Below are 16,141 nucleotides of genomic sequence, written 5' to 3'. Positions count from 1 at the left end.
TGGTGGTTATTTCTTCTTTTTCGGGGCGATGACCATGATCAGCTGGCGTCCTTCCATCTTAGGATGCTGTTCGACGGAACCGTATTCGAGCAGGTCACCTTCAACCCGCTTCAACAGCTCCATACCCAGCTCCTGGTGGGCCATCTCACGACCGCGGAATCTCAACGATACCTTGGCCCTGTCCCCGTCACTCAGGAAACGTACCAGGTTGCGTAGTTTTACCTGGTAATCCCCTTCCTCCGTCCCTGGACGAAACTTGATTTCTTTAACCTGGATCTGCTTCTGGTTCTTCTTCGCTGCAGCAACCTGCTTCTTCTTCTCGAAGATCGATTTGCCGTAATCCATCACACGGCAGACCGGAGGGACTGCGTCGGCAGAAATCTCTACCAGATCCAGCTTCGCCTCTTCGGCAATACGAAGCGCTTCATCAATCGAGACGATGCCAATCTGCTCGCCGTCAGCGCCAATTAAACGAACCTCGCGGGCCGAGATATTTTCATTGATCGGGGCCTTGGGTGCAGCTCGTTTATCTTGTCTCATTTCACGCTTAATAATAATTACTCCGTATCTTGGCGACCACGCCGGGAAACCGCTTGTGCGAGGAATTCAGCGAATTGGGCGACCGGCATCGAACCAAGGTCAGCGCCTTCACGTGTACGCACAGCGACAGTTTGCATTTCAACCTCCCGATCTCCAATCACGAGGAGATAAGGAACCTTGAGCAAAGTATGCTCACGGATTTTAAAGCCGATCTTTTCATTTCTCAAGTCGGACTTGGCACGAAACCCGCTTTCGGCCAGAGTTTTTTCCACTTCGAGGGCAAAATCGGCCTGTTTGTCAGTGATATTCATGATCACTGCCTGGGTAGGCGCCAGCCAGGCCGGAAACGCCCCTTCGTAATGCTCGATCAGAATTCCGATGAACCGCTCGAAGGACCCAAGAATTGCGCGGTGCAACATGACCGGATTCTTGCGACTGTTGTCTTCCGACACGTACTCGGCACTCAAACGGATCGGCAGATTGAAGTCCAGCTGCAAGGTGCCGCACTGCCATACCCGACCGAGACAATCCTTGAGGGAGAACTCGATTTTCGGACCGTAGAACGCGCCCTCGCCCGGCTGCAGGTCGTAAGGCAGACCTGCGCTGTCGAGTGCGGAAGCCAGCGCCGATTCGGCGCGATCCCAAAGCTCGTCGGAGCCTACACGCTTTTCAGGGCGAGTGGACAATTTGAGTTCGATATCCTTGAAACCGAAATCGGCGTAGACGTCCAGCGTGAGCTTGATGAACGCGGCAGACTCGGCCTGCATCTGGTCTTCGGTACAGAAGATGTGCGCATCGTCCTGGGTGAAGCCACGTACACGCATGATGCCGTGCAAGGCACCCGACGGCTCGTTACGATGACAGGCACCGAACTCGGCCAGACGCATCGGCAGCTCGCGGTAGCTCTTCAGGCCCTGATTGAACACTTGCACGTGGCAAGGGCAGTTCATCGGCTTGATCGCGTAGTCGCGGCTTTCGGACTCGGTGGTGAACATGTTGTCGGCGTAGTTGGCCCAGTGCCCGGATTTTTCCCAGAGCGAGCGATCGACCACTTGCGGGGTCTTGATCTCGAGGTAGCCATTCTCACGCTGCACTTTACGCATGTACTGCTCAAGCACCTGATACAGGGTCCAGCCCTGCGGGTGCCAGAAAACCATGCCCGGCGCTTCTTCCTGGGTATGGAACAGGCCGAGACGCTTGCCGATCTTGCGATGGTCGCGTTTTTCGGCTTCTTCGATGCGCTGGATGTAGGCTGCCAGTTGTTTCTTGTCGGCCCAGGCAGTGCCGTAGACGCGCTGCAATTGCTCGTTCTTGGCGTCGCCGCGCCAGTAGGCACCGGACAGCTTGGTCAGCTTGAATGACTTCAGGAAGCGTGTGTTCGGCACGTGCGGACCGCGGCACATGTCGACGTATTCTTCGTGGTAATACAGGCCCATGGCCTGCTCGTTCGGCATGTCTTCGACCAGACGCAGCTTGTAATCTTCGTGACGGGCGGTGAACACCTCGATCACTTCAGCGCGCGGCGTGACTTTCTTGATGACGTCGTAATCTTTTTCGATCAACTGCTGCATGCGCTGTTCGATCGCCGCCATATCGTCAGGCGTGAACGGGCGCTCGTAGGCGATATCGTAATAGAAGCCGTCGTCGATCACCGGGCCGATGACCATTTTTGCAGTCGGATACAACTGCTTGACCGCGTGCCCTACCAGGTGCGCGCAGGAGTGACGGATGATTTCCAGTCCTTCCTGATCCTTGGGGGTGATGATCTGCAGGCTGGCATCGTTTTCGATCAGGTCGCAGGCGTCGACGAGCTTGCCGTCGACCTTGCCGGCGACGGTGGCCTTGGCCAGACCGGCACCGATTGAAAGCGCGACATCGGCTACGGAAACCGCCTGATCGAATGAACGTTGACTGCCGTCGGGAAGAGTAATAGTTGGCATGGCGCCTCCTCTCCTAGTGGTGACCCCTACCAAAGGTCACGTGGGTTGGGATGAGCCAGTACGTGATCCGGTGGTATGCCTGCCTCACAGTGGCAGGAGCCTTGGGGCCAACCTTGAACCGGACCAGATGACTGGAATGTACGAAAAAACCTGCCTGCGCGGCACCGAAAGCCATTGGCCATGGGGCGCTGGAAAATAACAGGACGCGCATCCTAACACAGCCAGGCCGGCCGGGATGCACATCCACGCAAATGAAATGGAATTGGCACGCCGCCTGAACTGGCTGGCTTTATGGGCGTCAGAAACCAGCAAGACCCCGTACGTTTTTTCCAGCAATAAGGAGAACACCATGAAGTTTTCACGCCTGACCAGCCTCCTCGTCTGCAGCGCCGCCCTCATCCCGCTGGGTGCTCACGCTGCGATGGATGGAGCGACACGCACCACTTTCAGTCAGGAATGCGTGGCTGCGGCCAAGAAACAGGGGCTGAATGACAAGACCGCAACGACTCACTGCGAATGCGGAGCGCAACAGGTAGACAGTCACTTCACCGACAAGGAAATAGCCTCGCTCAAGGACACCAAGGCAGCGCCACCCGCTGCATTGACGGCAAAACTGCAAAAACTGGTCGCAGAGAACTGCACAGCGACAAAATAATCATTTTTTTCAGCCGGGGTAAGACGCACGTGCCGAGCACTGATAGCAGTTGGCCCCGGCACTTCTGAAAGCCATGAAAATCATGGCTTTAAGCGCTATTGATACGGCCCTTTCTGTGCTGAGCCTGGCACCTCTGAGGGCGGTTTGCAGAGTATGGTGAACCGCATATACGGGACCTTTACGCAAAGGGCCCACCTTAATAGCTGTTTTTTTGCTCATTTCGACTATGATAGCCCGGTGTGCCCAGTTGGCCTGAGCAGCACGTTACTGAAAATTATGTTTCTGGAGATACACCATGTCTAATCGCCAAACCGGCACCGTAAAATGGTTCAACGATGAAAAAGGCTTCGGCTTTATCACTCCACAAGGTGGCGGTGACGACCTGTTCGTACACTTCAAAGCAATCCAGAGCGACGGTTTCAAAAGCCTGAAAGAAGGCCAGACCGTTACTTTTGTTGCTGCTAAAGGCCAGAAAGGCATGCAGGCAGAAGAAGTTCAGGTGGCCTGATTCACCTGACAAAAAAACCCCGTCACTGACGGGGTTTTTTTATGAGTAAAAGAAAGTACCGGCTCAGCCGCAATTGATCCGGGTGACCTTACCCGAAGCATCGGTATTGACGTTTACCCGCTCGGATCGGTATTCCAGCGTGACCATGTCGTCAGGACCGAGAATGCGCGCATCCTGCGAACCGGAACGGGCGCGGACTTGAGAAAGGAGGTCTATGGACGCCTGCTTGCCAATGGCGAACTGGGCAAGCCCTGCATCACAGCGGCCAGGTATCGCGTTGCTGGCTGGCGCGTCGGCCTTGACGGGCGCTTCAGCACTGGCACTGCTATCAGAAGCCGTACTGCTGCAGCCTGCCATCAATGAAGCCACGACCATAAAACCCAATGTTGCGAATTTCCGGGGCATACACCCTCCTCTGCCAATGAACGTTTCCAGACCTGTCCGACCGCGCCTGGGCGCGTTGGTTGCACGATCAGACCGAGATGCCTTGCGTAACCTGTTGATCTGTCTGGAACGGGAGTCTGCCTTGGCATGAAACAGGACGCGCGAGGAAATCGTCACAAAACGTTTATCGCCGGAGTTCATTGAACCGGGCTATCAGGATCATATGTAAGTAGAAGTGTCAAAATGCGCGCGGGATGGTTTACTGCCAGAGACACAAGCGCCGGGAAGCGAGCAACGTGTGCGTGACCCTTCACTGGAGATCAGACAGACATGACAGCCATAACCCTAGACGCGGACATCAAGGCCAGATGGCCTCAGGGTCACTGCTCGCACAGCCCGGGGAACCCGGAAGAACTGATGATCATCGCAGTCGACCTGCTGATCAAGGAACTGGGCACCGAGGGTGCCCGTGCCTTCATCAGCCAGGTGCTGAGCCGCTATGCCGCGGCGGGACTGCCCGCCTGACACACGGCCTCAGGATGCGGGATTACTTGAGACGCGCCAGACGCTCGGTCAGCAGATCGAAGAACCCCTGAGCGTCGCCGTTCTCGACCCAGAATACGTTCTGCGGCTGCTTGAGTGTGCCGTACCAGTCGGCCACTGTCTGACCGAAACCGATCCCTTCACGCGTGTCCACCGCCACGTTGATCTGCCTTCCGGAAAACAACTCGGGCTTGAGCAGCCAGGCAATCACGCTGGCATCGTGTACCGGTCCGCCGGGCAAACCGTAATGCTCCATGTCCAGCTTGACGTACTCATTGAGAATGCCGTCCACCAGCTTGCCAGCATTGTTGCCCAATGCGGCGATCTGCTTGAGGCGCTGTTCGCTGGTGAGAATCTTGTGGGTCACATCCAGCGGCACGTACGTCAGCTTCACACCACTGGCCAGAACGATCTGCGCGGCGTGCGGGTCGGCGAACAGATTGAATTCGGCAGCCGGGGTGATATTACCGCCGTTGAAATGCGCGCCGCCCATGACCACCACTTCCTTGATGCCCTGGGTGATTTCCGGAGCCTGCACCAGCGCCAGTGCCAGGTTGGTCTGCGGGCCGAGCATGGCGATGGTGATGCTGTGCGGCTTGGCCTTGCTCAGGGTGCGAATCAGGTAATCGACGGCATTGCCTTCGGCCAGCCCCTTGGCGGGTTCATGCACGGGCACACCCGGCAAACCTTCCTGACCGTGAACGTTCTCGGCATAGATCGGTGTACGCACCAGCGGCTTGGGCGCACCGGCATACACAGGCACCTCTTCGCGCCCGGCCCACTCCCGCGCCAGCCTGGCGTTGCGCGAGGTCTTGTCGAGCCGCACATTGCCGGCCACCGTGGTGATAGCCATCACGTTCAGCTCTTCAGGTGACGCCAGCGCCAGCAACAACGCAACGACGTCGTCCGCACCTGGATCGGTATCGATGATCAGATCGCGCTTTTCAGCCGCTTGTGCAGCAGCAGTACCGAGAATGGACAAGAGCAACGCTCCACGAATGAACTGTCTGGAAAACTGTATCAATGTCATATGAAACTCCCTTTCTTGAATAACTAGAAGACGACTCCGGACACCAGCGCCACATTACTGTACGGCTGACATTCTCCGGTACGGATGATTGCCTTGGCCTTGCGACTCAAGACCTTGAGGTCTTCATGGCTTATCCAGCGTTGTTGCCCCAATTGGTCGTCGAGATTCAGGCTTTCGATCACCTGCAGCGCAGGTGGCTTGACCTCGGCCATTTCGCTGGCCAGCACATGGCTTTCAACCTGCATTTCACTCAGCACGACATCCAGCACACTGATGAAATCCGGCACACCGCGGGTCAGCGCGAGGTCGATCAGTTCGACGCCTGCCGGTACTGGCATGCCGGCGTCGACGATCATCAGGATGTCGCCGTGGCCCAGCGATGCAATCACGCGGGACAGGGCAATATTGAGTAGCGGGGTCTTTTTCATAGCGAATTGAATTCCTGTACTTCCTCAAACGTCGGGATGGACGGCTGGGCACCCGCTCGGGTGACGGAGATGGCCGCCGCAGCCTGACCGAAACGAATTGCCTGCAATTCGTCATGGCCTGCGGACAGCGCCGCCGCAAAACCGCCGACAAAGGTATCACCTGCAGCGGTGGTGTCCACGGCCTGCACACGACGCGCTGGAATATGCTCCATGCCAGACGCATTGGCGAGCAGGGTTCCGCGCTCGCCGAGGGTAATGATCACGTTGCGCGCGCCGGCCGTCAGCATCGCCGAAGCCGCGTTTTCAGCGGCCGCCGGTGAGTCAACGTTCACACCGGTCAGGGTCTGCGCTTCGCTTTCGTTGGGTATCAGGTAGTCGATCAGGGCATACCAGTTTGCCGGCAGGGGCTCGCTGGCCGGCGCAGGATTGAGAATGACGGTCTTGCCCAGCGCACGGGCGCGGGCCAGGGTATGGAAAACGGTCTCGGTCGGCACTTCGAGCTGGCAGATGACGATTTGTGAACCCGCCAGCAGCGTGTCGAAGCGCTCGATCAATGCCGGACTGAGCCGACCATTGCCACCGGCCACGATGACAATGGCGTTCTGGCTGTTGGCGTCGACCACGATCGAAGCGATTCCGGTGGGCACGCCCTCAACGACGGTCACCGCCTGGCAATCGATCTGCTCGGCCAGCAGCGCTGCACGCAGTTGCTCGCCGTAGGCATCGGCCCCGACACAACCGATCATCGCCACGCTGGCGCCCAGACGCGCCGCAGCGACCGCCTGATTCGCACCCTTGCCGCCCGGCACGGTGTCGAATGTTTCCCCGCTCAAGGTCTCGCCGGGACGCGGCAGACGCTGGGCGCGGATGACCAGATCCATGTTCAGACTGCCCACTATCACTATTTTTGCTTGCATGGCTCATTAATCCGTTGCTGTACGTGCGCGTCATTCGTTGGACAAAATGTTTGGCGCTGCCGTGGACTCGCGCACCACGACGCTGGGCGTCACAAGTCTTTTTTCGGCAGGAAGCCCATGGGGTGTGGCGATTCTGCTCAGCAGCATTTCTGCAGCGGTTTCGCCCAGTTGCATGATCGACTGCCCCACGGTGGTGAGCGCCGGATAAACGTAGCGACTCATCTGGATATCATCGAAACCGATCACCGACAGGTCCTGAGGCACGCGAATCAAGCGCTCGGCGGCGGCGCGCAGCACACCGATGGCAATCACGTCGTTGCCGGCAAAAATCGCCGTCGGCGGGCGTTCTGCCAGAAGCTGGCACGCGGCCTCATGACCGGCAGAACTGGTGAACTCACTGTGCAGCGCCCATTCGGCCCGGACCTGAACGGACGCCTGCTGCAGGGCGCGCCGATAACCCGCCAGACGCATCTCGGCCACTGTGCTGTGAACTGGCCCGCCGATACAGGCAATGGCGCGATGCCCCAGGTCCAGCAAGTGCCGAGTCGCCAGATAAGCGCCCTGCTCATGGTCGATACGGATCATGTCGGCATCGATACCGTCCAGTTCCCGGTCAACGATCACCAGTGGCGTACGGACCTCGGCAAGTCCGCCTGCAACACCGGCATCACCACCGACCGAAGAGACAATCAGACCGTCCACGCGCTTTTCCAGCAGCACGCGCAGATAACCACGCTGTTTCTCCGGATTGTCATCGGAGTTGCAGAGGATCACACAAAAACCATTGCGCTCGCAGTAATCCTCGATGCCCCGCGCCAACTCGGCGAAGTACGGGTTCATACCGTTGGGAATCAACAGACCGATGGTCGAGGTGGTCTTGGCCTTCAGCGAACGCGCCACTGCACTGGGCACATAATCGAGCTGTGCAATGGCGGCTTCGACCTTGAGCCTGACCGGCTCGCTGACCGGTCGGGTCTTGTTCAACACGTGGGAAACCGTGGTGTACGAGATCCCCGCCAGGGCCGCGACATCCTTGATGGTTGCCATATCAGCCCTGGCGCCGAGCCCGATGGCTGCGATAGGTGTCCAGCACCACAGCGATCACGATCACCGCACCGGTGATGATCCGCTTGGTCGGCTCGGTCGCACCGATCTGCGCCAGGCCTGCTGCCAGCACAGAAATGATCAGCACACCGAAAAAGGTGCTGATGATCGAACCGCGTCCGCCCATCAGGCTGGTGCCGCCGATCACCACGGCCGCAATGACCTGCAGTTCAAGCCCGGCACCGGCATTAGGGTCGGCCGCTTCCAGCCTGGATATCTGGAACAGTGCCGCGACACCGGCCAGCAGCCCCATCAGCGAGAACACCAGAATCTTGTAAGGCTTGGGATTGATACCCGCCAGACGCACGGCCTCTTCGTTGGTGCCGATGCCGATCAGGTAGCGACCGAAAACGGTGCGGGTCAGTACCGCCTGAGCGACGAAGATGATCAGCAACGCGATGATGAAGGACGGCGCAATGCCAAAGGCAATCGGATCGGACAGCCAGGCGAACGAATCACCGATGTAGGCGGTACGCGAATTGGTCATCTGATAGGCCGCACCACGAGCCATTTCCAGCACACCCAGAGACACGATGAACGAAGGAATGCGCCAGGCGACCGTAATCGAGCCGGTGATCGTACCCGCCAGCGTCGCACAGGCGATGCCCAGCAACGCCGCCGGAAACACGCTCCAGCCCCAGCCGAGGATTGCCACACTGACCGCCGAAGCGGCCAGGGCCAGCACCGAGCCGACCGACAGGTCGATGCCGCCGATGATGAGGATCAGCGTCATGCCGACCGACAGCACCATCAGGTCCGGGATCTGGTTAGCCAGCATGCTGAAGGTCTGGTAGGACAGGAAGTGATCGCTGAGCAGCGAGAACAGCACGATCATCACCAGCAACGCACCAGCCAGCCCGATGTAGGTACCGAGGCCAAGGTAGTTGCCGCCGCGACGGACCGGCGCGGTCAGCGTCGGAGAAGGAGTATTTTTCATGAGTCGTTCCTGGGCGCCGCATCATTGAGCAGCGCGTCACGTTTCTGATAACCGGCGAAGGCAGCGGCCAGCAATTGGTCCTGGGTCCAGCTGTCGCGTTCGAACGTGTCGATCAGGCGACCGGCAGACAGCACGCCGATACGATCACAGATCAGCATCAGCTCGCGCAGATCACTGGAAACCACCACCAGCGCCCTGCCCTGACGGGTCAGTTCGGCCAGCAGCGCGTAGATATCGAACTTGGCACCGATGTCGATGCCCCGTGTCGGCTCGTCGAACAGCATCACCGTGCAGTCACGTTCCAGCCAGCGACCGATCACCACCTTCTGCTGATTGCCACCCGACAGCTCGGAGACCAATTGGCCCGGACTGGAGCTGCGAATGCGCATGGCCGCCACCTGGCGCTGCGCCAGTTTCAGCTCATCGTCGCTGTTGACCAAGCCCGCGCGGGAGATCGAATGCATGTTGCCCAGCGCAATGTTGGCGCTGATCGATTGCGACATCAGCAGGCCTTCGCTCTTCCGGTCTTCCGTGATCAGCGCGATACCCTGCTCCACCGCGTCGGATGGCGAGCGAATGCTGACCTTCTGCAGCGGCTTTCCGACTTCAATGTGACCACTGTCGGCAACGTCTGCACCGTAGATCAGGCGCAACAACTCGGTACGCCCGGCACCGATCAGCCCGGAAATACCGAAGATTTCACCTCGACGCACGTCGAAGGACACATCCTCAACCTTGCCGGCGCGACTGATCCCCTTGACCGACAGCGCCACCTCGCCAATCTGCCGGGCGCCCATGTCGATATGCTCGCCGAGCTCACGACCAACCATCAGGGTCACCAGTTGCTCACTGTTGTATCGGGCAATCGGCTCGACACACACCAGCTTGCCATCGCGCAGCACGGCGATGCGCTGGGACACCCTGGCCAGCTCTTCAAGCCGATGGGATATGTAGATGATCGAGACGCCACGTGCCTGCAGTCGGGTGATCTGCTCGAAGAGCATTTCCACTTCGCGCGAGGTGAGCATGGCAGTGGGTTCGTCGAGAATCAGTACGTGACAGTCGCCGATCAGGTTGCGGGCGATCTCGACCATCTGTTGGTGGCCGATCCCCAATTCGCCGACCAGCGTGTCGGGATCAATCGCGTCCAGCCCCACTTGGGCCATGGCCTCGATCGCGCTTTCGCGCAAGCGCTTGCGGTCGATCCAGCCGGCCCTGCGTGGCAGGTCGTGAAGAAACAGATTTTCGGCCACGGTCAGGGTCGGCAGCAGGTTGAGCTCCTGCATGACCATGCGAATGCCGAGTTTTTCGGCCTGGGTACGACTTGCCGGCTGATAAGGCTGGCCCTGGAATTCCATATTTCCGGTGGTAGGCGTTACCAGCCCGCCGATGATTTTCGACAAGGTGCTTTTACCGGCACCGTTTTCCCCGGTCAGGGCCAGCACTTCGCCACGCATCAACGTCAGGTCGACGTCACCGAGTACGGGTTGTGCGTAGGTTTTGCCGATGCCACTGACCGAAAGAACAGCTGTCTGAGCAGACGCTGACATACATTTCTCCCAGCGCCCGTCCTCTGCGGACGGGCACCTTTACACGGCGTGGATCAAGGTTGAGTAACGAGCTGTACCGGCGTTTCGATCACGCCCTTGTCGTTGGTATCGACCTTCTCGCCTTTGACCAGCTTGAGCGCAGCTTCGATGCCGAAGACCGCCTGCTTGGCTGCGTACTGATCGGCTGTGGCCAGAACCCGGCCATCCTTGAGCATCGGCTTGATCGCATTGATGTTGTCGTAGCCCACGACCATGACCTTGCCAGCCTTGCCTGCCGCACGCACTGCAGAGACGGCGCCCAGTGCCATGCTGTCATTGCCGGCCAGCAAGGCTTTCAGGTTCGGGTATTCGTTGAGCATCGCCGAGGCCACAGCATTGCCCTTGTCGATTTCCCAGTTACCGGACTGCGTGGACACCACTTTCATTTTCGCTTCGTCCATGGCGTCCTTGAAACCGGCGGTGCGTTGCTGAGCATTATTGGTGGTCGACACACCTTCGATGATGCCCACCTCGTCGCCAGCGGTCAGTTTCTTGGCCAGATAGTCGCCCACCAGCTTGGCCCCCTTGCGGTTGTCAGGCCCTACGAAGGGGATTTGCAGGTTCTTGCTTTTGAGCACGTCGACATCGAGCTGGTTGTCGATGTTGACGACCTTGATTCCGGCATCGGTGGCTTTCTTGAGCACCGGTACCAGCGCTTTGGAGTCGGCGGGCGCGATCACCAGCGCATTCACGTTGGAGGCGATCATCTGCTCGACGATGCGGATCTGCGCCGACGTGTCGGACTCATCCTTGATCCCGTTGGAGATCAGGTCGAATTCGGTGGCATGTTCTTTCTGGTAGGCCTTGGCACCGTCTTCCATGGTCAGGAAGAACTCGTTGGCCAATGACTTCATGACCAGTGCAACCTTGGGTTTTTCAGGCGCCTGGGCATAGACGGTAGAGAGGGGCATGACTGCCGTGACGGCAGCAAACATGGCGACAGCGAGAAGGCGTCCAGCGAATGGCAGCTTCATGAGTTCATCTCCGATCTTGTGATTATTGTTCGGGCGAACGGCGCAGAATCGATGCCGGGCATCGCCGCGCAAACGTTTGCGAGGAGCGAACTATGGAAAAAGCTGCAGCCTTTGTCAATCCACCGGAAATTAAATCTTCCCGAGCTGCCCGTCCCCGCCAGTGCAGGGAACGAGCGTCACGATCAGTCGGGTTTCACTCTTCAGGTTTGACCGTCGCCACATCATCGGCCTTGATACGGATTGTCTTGCCGGAGATATCCTCGAACTCGTAGAAGCCGTCGCGCGTCTTGGTCTTGGGCATGTCTTTGGTCACGTACTGAGTACCGTTTTGCAGCGTGACGACCGAGGGCGTGGAACAGCCTGCCAGCAGCACAACTGCCGAGGCCAGTAACGGAAATGCCAGTGACTTGATATTCATGCGTGACTCCGGAAACGTCAGGTTTTTTTTTCGAGGCAATAGCGTGCCACTTCGAGCGCTTTATCTTACATAGATGTTGCGAAAGATCCGACACTCAAATACTGTATGCCCGTACAGCAATATTCAGGGACCTTTTTCCGTGGCAAAACAAAGCGCAGCGACCCCCTCCACTCCCGGCCCTTACGAGCGCATGGGCATGCGGGTACAGAAGATCATCAACTCGCCCACCGCGCAGAAATCCAGGGCTGCCCTGCTCTTTCGTCAGCCGGACGAGGCAGAAGACGACTGGGCGCAACTGCTTGAAGAAATAGCCGAGAACGATAATGTCACTCTCGCCTGGCGCGACGACGGTGGCGTGCAAATCTTCTGGACGTTGCCGAAGGAAGACTGACGGCATGACGTTTCGATTTTCCTCACTGCTTTGCACTACCCTGCTCATCACCGCCTCATTCGCCGCCCAGGCACAAGCCCCGCGCACCTTCAGCGAAGCCAAGAAAGTTGCCTGGGGCCTGTATGCGCCGCAGTCGACCGAGTTTTACTGCGGCTGTAAATACACGGGTAATCGGGTCGACCTCGCTGGCTGCGGCTATGTACCACGCAAGAGCGCCAAACGCGCCAGTCGTATTGAATGGGAACACATCGTGCCTGCCTGGCAGATTGGCCACCTGCGCCAATGCTGGCAGAACGGCGGGCGCAAAAACTGCACAAGAACTGACGCGGTCTACAAACGCGCCGAAGCAGACCTGCACAATCTGGTACCCAGTATCGGCGAGGTCAACGGTGACCGCAGCAACTTCAGTTTTGGCTGGATACCCGAGCAAAAGGGCCAGTACGGTTCATGCCTGACCCAGGTGGATTTCAAAGCCAAAAAGGTCATGCCTCGCCCCTCGATACGCGGCATGATCGCGCGCACCTACTTCTACATGAGCAAACAGTACAACTTGCGTCTCTCGCGCCAGGACCAACAGCTCTATCAAGCCTGGGACAAAACCTATCCGCCCCAGGCATGGGAGCGCCAGCGTAACCAGCAGGTCGCTTGTGTCATGGGACGTGGTAATGATTTTGTAGGCCCGGTAGACCTGAAGTCTTGTAAATAACCAAGCTTGATCAAAGGCCGAGCCCTCAAACGGATGGATTGCTCGGCCATTGACTGATGCACTTGAGTGAATCCAAAACCACTCATCGGACAACTGTTAACTCAAGCCATGAACGCTAAGATTCTCGGTCTACTCTCAAGAATCATGGGCGTAATCGGTAAGCTGCTTATCGCGCATACGCCAAAAACAGCCAGGCTGATCATCACATTCGCAGGCAGGGAAGATGAATCATCAAACGGAATTTGAAATTCACTATCAGTTCAATGGCCAACCTTACTGCTTTCTGCATCATGCAAAGCAACTGTGCCAGAGCGACGCATTGCATTGTGCGACCCTGCATGCAGGCGTAGGGACCGTCAGCGGTAATATATCCGCAGGCCCGATGAGCGTCGCAACCTTGCAGGCCAAGCGTTTCGGCGTGACGCAGGTGCATTGGAGAAGGTCTTCGCTACAAGCCTGAAGCATCGTACTCTTCAACACAATAATGGCCTTCGAGAAGGCCATTGTTCGTATGTATTGCCAGCCCCTCCTGGATCAGATGGCGGGATAGTTGCCTGTGCCATCAGGCCACGGCGTGAGCAGCTCGAAACCGGTCGAGGTGACGGCAACCATATGCTCCCACTGCGCAGACAGTGAGAGGTCGCTGGTCAGAACCGTCCAGCCATCCGGCAATGTCCGGGTGCCCGCCCTGCCTGCGTTGATCATCGGCTCGATGGTGAACACCATGCCGGGTTTCAGCCTGAGGCCTTTGCCCTGCGCACCGTAGTGCAGAACCTGCGGCTCTTCATGGTATTTGCGCCCGATGCCGTGTCCACAATATTCGCGCACCACGCTGAAGCCTTCGCGATGAGCGATGCTCTGGATGGCATAACCGATATCACCCAGGGTTGCCCCAGGGCGCACGGCATGGATACCGGCGCGGGTTGCCTCATAAGTCGTCTCGACCAGACGCCTGGCCAGAGGGCTGACCTCACCCACCAGGTACATCCGGCTGGTATCGCCGTACCAGCCATCCTTGATGACCGCGACATCAATGTTGACGATGTCGCCTTCCTTGAGGATATCGGTGGCAGAAGGTATGCCATGACACACCACGGCATTCGGAGAGATGCAGGTGGTCTTGGTAAAACCGTGATAGCCGACGTTCGCGGGAATCACTTTCAGCTCTTTGACGATGTATTCATTGCAGATGTCGTCGAGCGCTTCGGTGCTGACACCAGCCTTGACGTAAGGCGTGATCATCGCAAGCACATCGGCGGCCAGTCTGCCGGCTATGCGCAACTGCACGAGATCCTGTTCGGTCTTGATACCGATAGCGCTGCTCATGAGGCCGCCTTGGACAGGCTGGAAGCTGAAGGCTCCGAGACGTTGAAGTTCGAAGCGGTCAGCACGGTCTCACCGGCATTTTCGAGACGAATCAGCATCTGGCAGATCTCGCTGTAATCCAGCGCCGGGTGCAGTTCAGCGAGCATACCGACACGCATCCAGTGCTCGGCCTGCGCATTGATGGAGCGGCTGAGCGCAACGCTGGCAGAACGCAGATTGGCGTGCATGTTTTCGGAAATTTTTACCAGACCCATGATTCACCTCAAGTTGAATATATGAAGCATATACGTTACGTATACTCACAATCAACCCGAGACGTGCCGTGGCTGCAATCAGCCACGTTATTCCATCGCGCTGGCCTGGCGGTATTCGCCGCCCGCGCGGGCGGCCGCGATGACGATCGACACCTCCGGCTCGTAGGCATTGAACTGGCGCAGTCCGGCCGCCAGCCGGAGAAAATCCTCGCGCTGCATTTCGTTGACTGAAGAGAGCGTACGGTGTTGTTGAGCAATCGGGCTTTGCGCTGACTTAAGGGACATGACAGACCTCATTCGTTCTTTACTGTTCATGCATACAGTATTTTGAACCGCGCGCTGATACAAGACCAGTCGCGACGAATGGTCAGTGATTTTGTAAATGGTCAATGACCCGCCAAGGCCTGCAGACGCTCCAGATCAGCCTCGACGATGCTGATACCGTGCACCATCGATTGCGCGCGTTCGCTATAACGCCGATCCCCCGGCAGACGCTCCTGCCCTGCTCCATGCAGTTGCCGCACAAGCTCCTCGCTGCGCTGTGCAAACGACTGACCACTGCCCTTGTCAGGATCGATGACGATCAGCAACTGACCTGTCCAGGGTGTCTGTGCCCCGGGATGCTTCGACCAGTCGAATTCGAACGAGAAATTGCCCCCTGTCAGCCCCGCAGCCAGCAGCTCGACCATCATCGACAGTGCTGAGCCCTTGTGCCCGCCGAACGGCAACAACGCGCCACCCTCGAGAATGGCGCGCGGCTCTTCAGTGGGCTGGCCGTCGCGATCGACGCCCATGCCTGCCGGCAGCAGTCGACCTTCACGTGCGGCGATCTGTACATCACCGTGGGCGATGGCGCTGGTCGCCAGGTCGAAAACAATGGGTTCGCCGCCTGCACGGGGCGCGGCGAAAGCAATCGGGTTGGTGCCAAACAGGGGCTGGCGCGCACCATGTGGCACAACGCAGGTCATGCTGTTGACCATGCTCAGGGCGACCAGCCCCTGTTCGGCGAAAGGCTCGACATCCGGCCATAACGCAGCGAAGTGATGAGAGTTGCGAATGGCCAGAACCGCAATGCCGGCACTGCGCGCCTTGTCGATCAACAGGGCTCTGGCCGCCGCCAGTGCGGGCTGGGCAAAACCGCCTCCGGCATCGACCCGGACAAACGCAGCGCCGACATCCTCGACCACCGGCACAGCCTTGCCATTCACCCAGCCGCTGGCCAGCGATGACAGATAGCCGGGGATGCGAAAGATGCCATGGCTATGCGAGCCGTCACGCTGGGCGCTGGCGCAGTTCTCGGCAAGCACCTCGGCAACCTCTGCGCTGGTGCCATGGGCGAGGAAGATTCGGCGCAACAGATCTGTCAGTTGCTCAAAGGAAACGGTCCGGGTCGACTGATCGGCAGAATTGGCGCGCATCTAAAACTCCTGTTCATGGCGGTAGATCGAGAACGCTAGCGAGAATTACAAGGCGAAGGCAGGCCCCGAGAGTAGCGCT

The 16,141-nt window shown here is 58.4% G+C and carries 21 protein-coding genes; 6 read left to right on the top strand and 15 right to left on the bottom strand.

The window, feature by feature from the left end; translation table 11 throughout:
• Positions 1-6: 6 nt before the first annotated feature.
• Positions 7-558, bottom strand: coding sequence for a translation initiation factor IF-3 (gene infC / locus GE543_RS14655; RefSeq protein WP_170846037.1), 552 nt, complete (start codon positions 556-558; stop codon positions 7-9).
• Positions 558-2,480, bottom strand: a complete 1,923-nt coding sequence (thrS, locus tag GE543_RS14650; RefSeq protein WP_004408427.1) for a threonine--tRNA ligase — start codon at positions 2,478-2,480, stop codon at positions 558-560. The genes infC and thrS overlap by 1 nt, the downstream gene beginning before the upstream one ends.
• Before the next feature lie 349 nt (positions 2,481-2,829).
• On the opposite strand from thrS, the gene GE543_RS14645 reads away from it, so the two are divergent.
• Both GE543_RS14645 and GE543_RS14640 read left to right on the top strand, forming a co-directional pair.
• Positions 2,830-3,135 carry a hypothetical protein gene (locus GE543_RS14645; RefSeq protein WP_011267469.1) on the top strand — a complete coding sequence of 102 codons (306 nt, stop codon included), beginning with the start codon at positions 2,830-2,832 and terminating at the stop codon, positions 3,133-3,135.
• Between the two features lie 295 nt (positions 3,136-3,430).
• The gene (locus tag GE543_RS14640) at positions 3,431-3,643 is read left to right on the top strand and encodes a cold-shock protein (protein ID WP_003315566.1); all 213 of its coding nucleotides are present in this window, start codon (positions 3,431-3,433) and stop codon (positions 3,641-3,643) included.
• A gap of 63 nt (positions 3,644-3,706) precedes the next feature.
• Here the strand turns inward: GE543_RS14640 and GE543_RS14635 are convergent, their stop codons facing one another.
• A complete protein-coding gene (locus GE543_RS14635) occupies positions 3,707-4,048 on the bottom strand; it encodes a lipoprotein (protein WP_011267468.1) in 342 nt (113 codons plus the stop codon).
• Positions 4,049-4,357: 309 nt separating this feature from the next.
• On the opposite strand from GE543_RS14635, the gene GE543_RS14630 reads away from it, so the two are divergent.
• Entirely contained in the window at positions 4,358-4,552 is a 195-nt protein-coding gene (locus tag GE543_RS14630) for a hypothetical protein (protein WP_011267467.1), read from the top strand.
• Between the two features lie 22 nt (positions 4,553-4,574).
• On the opposite strand, the gene GE543_RS14625 is transcribed toward GE543_RS14630, so the two are convergent.
• The 8 genes from GE543_RS14625 to GE543_RS14590 form a co-directional block, all read right to left on the bottom strand.
• Entirely contained in the window at positions 4,575-5,600 is a 1,026-nt protein-coding gene (locus GE543_RS14625; protein ID WP_153221745.1) for a nucleoside hydrolase, read from the bottom strand.
• A 23-nt stretch (positions 5,601-5,623) separates the two neighbouring features.
• Entirely contained in the window at positions 5,624-6,028 is a 405-nt protein-coding gene (gene rbsD / locus GE543_RS14620) for a D-ribose pyranase (protein ID WP_003320864.1), read from the bottom strand.
• A complete protein-coding gene (gene rbsK / locus GE543_RS14615) occupies positions 6,025-6,945 on the bottom strand; it encodes a ribokinase (protein ID WP_153221743.1) in 921 nt (306 codons plus the stop codon). The genes rbsD and rbsK overlap by 4 nt, the downstream gene beginning before the upstream one ends.
• Positions 6,946-6,975: 30 nt before the next feature.
• Complete coding sequence (locus tag GE543_RS14610; RefSeq protein WP_153221741.1) at positions 6,976-7,992, bottom strand: LacI family DNA-binding transcriptional regulator; 1,017 nt, start codon at positions 7,990-7,992, stop codon at positions 6,976-6,978.
• Position 7,993: 1 nt separating this feature from the next.
• Positions 7,994-8,986 (bottom strand): ABC transporter permease, encoded by a 993-nt coding sequence (locus GE543_RS14605; RefSeq protein WP_003416223.1) that lies wholly within the window; start codon positions 8,984-8,986, stop codon positions 7,994-7,996.
• Positions 8,983-10,536: a sugar ABC transporter ATP-binding protein gene (locus GE543_RS14600; protein ID WP_153221739.1), complete on the bottom strand. Its 1,554-nt coding sequence runs from the start codon at positions 10,534-10,536 to the stop codon at positions 8,983-8,985. Before GE543_RS14600 ends, GE543_RS14605 begins: the two co-directional genes overlap by 4 nt.
• 53 nt (positions 10,537-10,589) lie before the next feature.
• A complete protein-coding gene (locus GE543_RS14595; protein WP_153221738.1) occupies positions 10,590-11,549 on the bottom strand; it encodes a sugar ABC transporter substrate-binding protein in 960 nt (319 codons plus the stop codon).
• Positions 11,550-11,742: 193 nt separating this feature from the next.
• Positions 11,743-11,967, bottom strand: coding sequence for a YgdI/YgdR family lipoprotein (locus GE543_RS14590; protein ID WP_003315580.1), 225 nt, complete (start codon positions 11,965-11,967; stop codon positions 11,743-11,745).
• Positions 11,968-12,106: 139 nt separating this feature from the next.
• Here GE543_RS14590 and GE543_RS14585 point away from each other — a divergent pair, with 139 nt between their 5' ends.
• From GE543_RS14585 to GE543_RS14575, 3 genes are all read left to right on the top strand, one after another.
• Positions 12,107-12,358, top strand: coding sequence for a DUF1654 domain-containing protein (locus GE543_RS14585; protein WP_003416220.1), 252 nt, complete (start codon positions 12,107-12,109; stop codon positions 12,356-12,358).
• Between the two features lie 4 nt (positions 12,359-12,362).
• Positions 12,363-13,064, top strand: coding sequence for an endonuclease (locus GE543_RS14580; protein ID WP_003416219.1), 702 nt, complete (start codon positions 12,363-12,365; stop codon positions 13,062-13,064).
• A 223-nt stretch (positions 13,065-13,287) separates the two neighbouring features.
• A complete protein-coding gene (locus tag GE543_RS14575) occupies positions 13,288-13,524 on the top strand; it encodes a DUF6555 family protein (protein WP_032698234.1) in 237 nt (78 codons plus the stop codon).
• Positions 13,525-13,598: 74 nt separating this feature from the next.
• On the opposite strand, the gene map is transcribed toward GE543_RS14575, so the two are convergent.
• From map to GE543_RS14555, 4 genes are all read right to left on the bottom strand, one after another.
• On the bottom strand, positions 13,599-14,390 hold the full coding sequence (gene map / locus GE543_RS14570; protein WP_153221736.1) for a type I methionyl aminopeptidase: 792 nt from the start codon (positions 14,388-14,390) through the stop codon (positions 13,599-13,601).
• Positions 14,387-14,644 carry a ParD-like family protein gene (locus GE543_RS14565; protein WP_003346037.1) on the bottom strand — a complete coding sequence of 86 codons (258 nt, stop codon included), beginning with the start codon at positions 14,642-14,644 and terminating at the stop codon, positions 14,387-14,389. The genes map and GE543_RS14565 overlap by 4 nt, the downstream gene beginning before the upstream one ends.
• An 87-nt stretch (positions 14,645-14,731) precedes the next feature.
• Positions 14,732-14,929, bottom strand: coding sequence for a hypothetical protein (locus GE543_RS14560; RefSeq protein WP_003416217.1), 198 nt, complete (start codon positions 14,927-14,929; stop codon positions 14,732-14,734).
• 101 nt (positions 14,930-15,030) lie between these two features.
• Positions 15,031-16,062 carry an Ldh family oxidoreductase gene (locus GE543_RS14555; protein WP_153221735.1) on the bottom strand — a complete coding sequence of 344 codons (1,032 nt, stop codon included), beginning with the start codon at positions 16,060-16,062 and terminating at the stop codon, positions 15,031-15,033.
• Positions 16,063-16,141: the final 79 nt, after the last annotated feature.

The sequence above is a fragment of the Pseudomonas sp. SZ57 genome, assembly GCF_009495975.1.
Taxonomy (GTDB): Bacteria; Pseudomonadota; Gammaproteobacteria; order Pseudomonadales; family Pseudomonadaceae; genus Aquipseudomonas; species Aquipseudomonas syringae.
Note: the sequence above shows the minus strand (reverse complement) of the source record. Positions and strands in the feature narration are given on the sequence as shown.

Coding starts and splice junctions, on each gene's coding strand:
- GE543_RS14605 (WP_003416223.1), bottom strand. CDS start 8,986: ATGAAAAATACTCCTTCTCCGACGCTGACCGCGCCGGTCCGTCGCGGC.
- GE543_RS14630 (WP_011267467.1), top strand. CDS start 4,358: ATGACAGCCATAACCCTAGACGCGGACATCAAGGCCAGATGGCCTCAG.
- thrS (WP_004408427.1), bottom strand. CDS start 2,480: ATGCCAACTATTACTCTTCCCGACGGCAGTCAACGTTCATTCGATCAG.
- GE543_RS14635 (WP_011267468.1), bottom strand. CDS start 4,048: ATGCCCCGGAAATTCGCAACATTGGGTTTTATGGTCGTGGCTTCATTG.
- GE543_RS14560 (WP_003416217.1), bottom strand. CDS start 14,929: ATGTCCCTTAAGTCAGCGCAAAGCCCGATTGCTCAACAACACCGTACG.
- GE543_RS14595 (WP_153221738.1), bottom strand. CDS start 11,549: ATGAAGCTGCCATTCGCTGGACGCCTTCTCGCTGTCGCCATGTTTGCT.
- rbsD (WP_003320864.1), bottom strand. CDS start 6,028: ATGAAAAAGACCCCGCTACTCAATATTGCCCTGTCCCGCGTGATTGCA.
- rbsK (WP_153221743.1), bottom strand. CDS start 6,945: ATGCAAGCAAAAATAGTGATAGTGGGCAGTCTGAACATGGATCTGGTC.
- GE543_RS14590 (WP_003315580.1), bottom strand. CDS start 11,967: ATGAATATCAAGTCACTGGCATTTCCGTTACTGGCCTCGGCAGTTGTG.
- GE543_RS14645 (WP_011267469.1), top strand. CDS start 2,830: ATGAAGTTTTCACGCCTGACCAGCCTCCTCGTCTGCAGCGCCGCCCTC.
- GE543_RS14600 (WP_153221739.1), bottom strand. CDS start 10,536: ATGTCAGCGTCTGCTCAGACAGCTGTTCTTTCGGTCAGTGGCATCGGC.
- GE543_RS14580 (WP_003416219.1), top strand. CDS start 12,363: ATGACGTTTCGATTTTCCTCACTGCTTTGCACTACCCTGCTCATCACC.
- GE543_RS14625 (WP_153221745.1), bottom strand. CDS start 5,600: ATGACATTGATACAGTTTTCCAGACAGTTCATTCGTGGAGCGTTGCTC.
- map (WP_153221736.1), bottom strand. CDS start 14,390: ATGAGCAGCGCTATCGGTATCAAGACCGAACAGGATCTCGTGCAGTTG.
- GE543_RS14575 (WP_032698234.1), top strand. CDS start 13,288: ATGAATCATCAAACGGAATTTGAAATTCACTATCAGTTCAATGGCCAA.
- GE543_RS14565 (WP_003346037.1), bottom strand. CDS start 14,644: ATGGGTCTGGTAAAAATTTCCGAAAACATGCACGCCAATCTGCGTTCT.
- GE543_RS14610 (WP_153221741.1), bottom strand. CDS start 7,992: ATGGCAACCATCAAGGATGTCGCGGCCCTGGCGGGGATCTCGTACACC.
- GE543_RS14640 (WP_003315566.1), top strand. CDS start 3,431: ATGTCTAATCGCCAAACCGGCACCGTAAAATGGTTCAACGATGAAAAA.
- GE543_RS14555 (WP_153221735.1), bottom strand. CDS start 16,062: ATGCGCGCCAATTCTGCCGATCAGTCGACCCGGACCGTTTCCTTTGAG.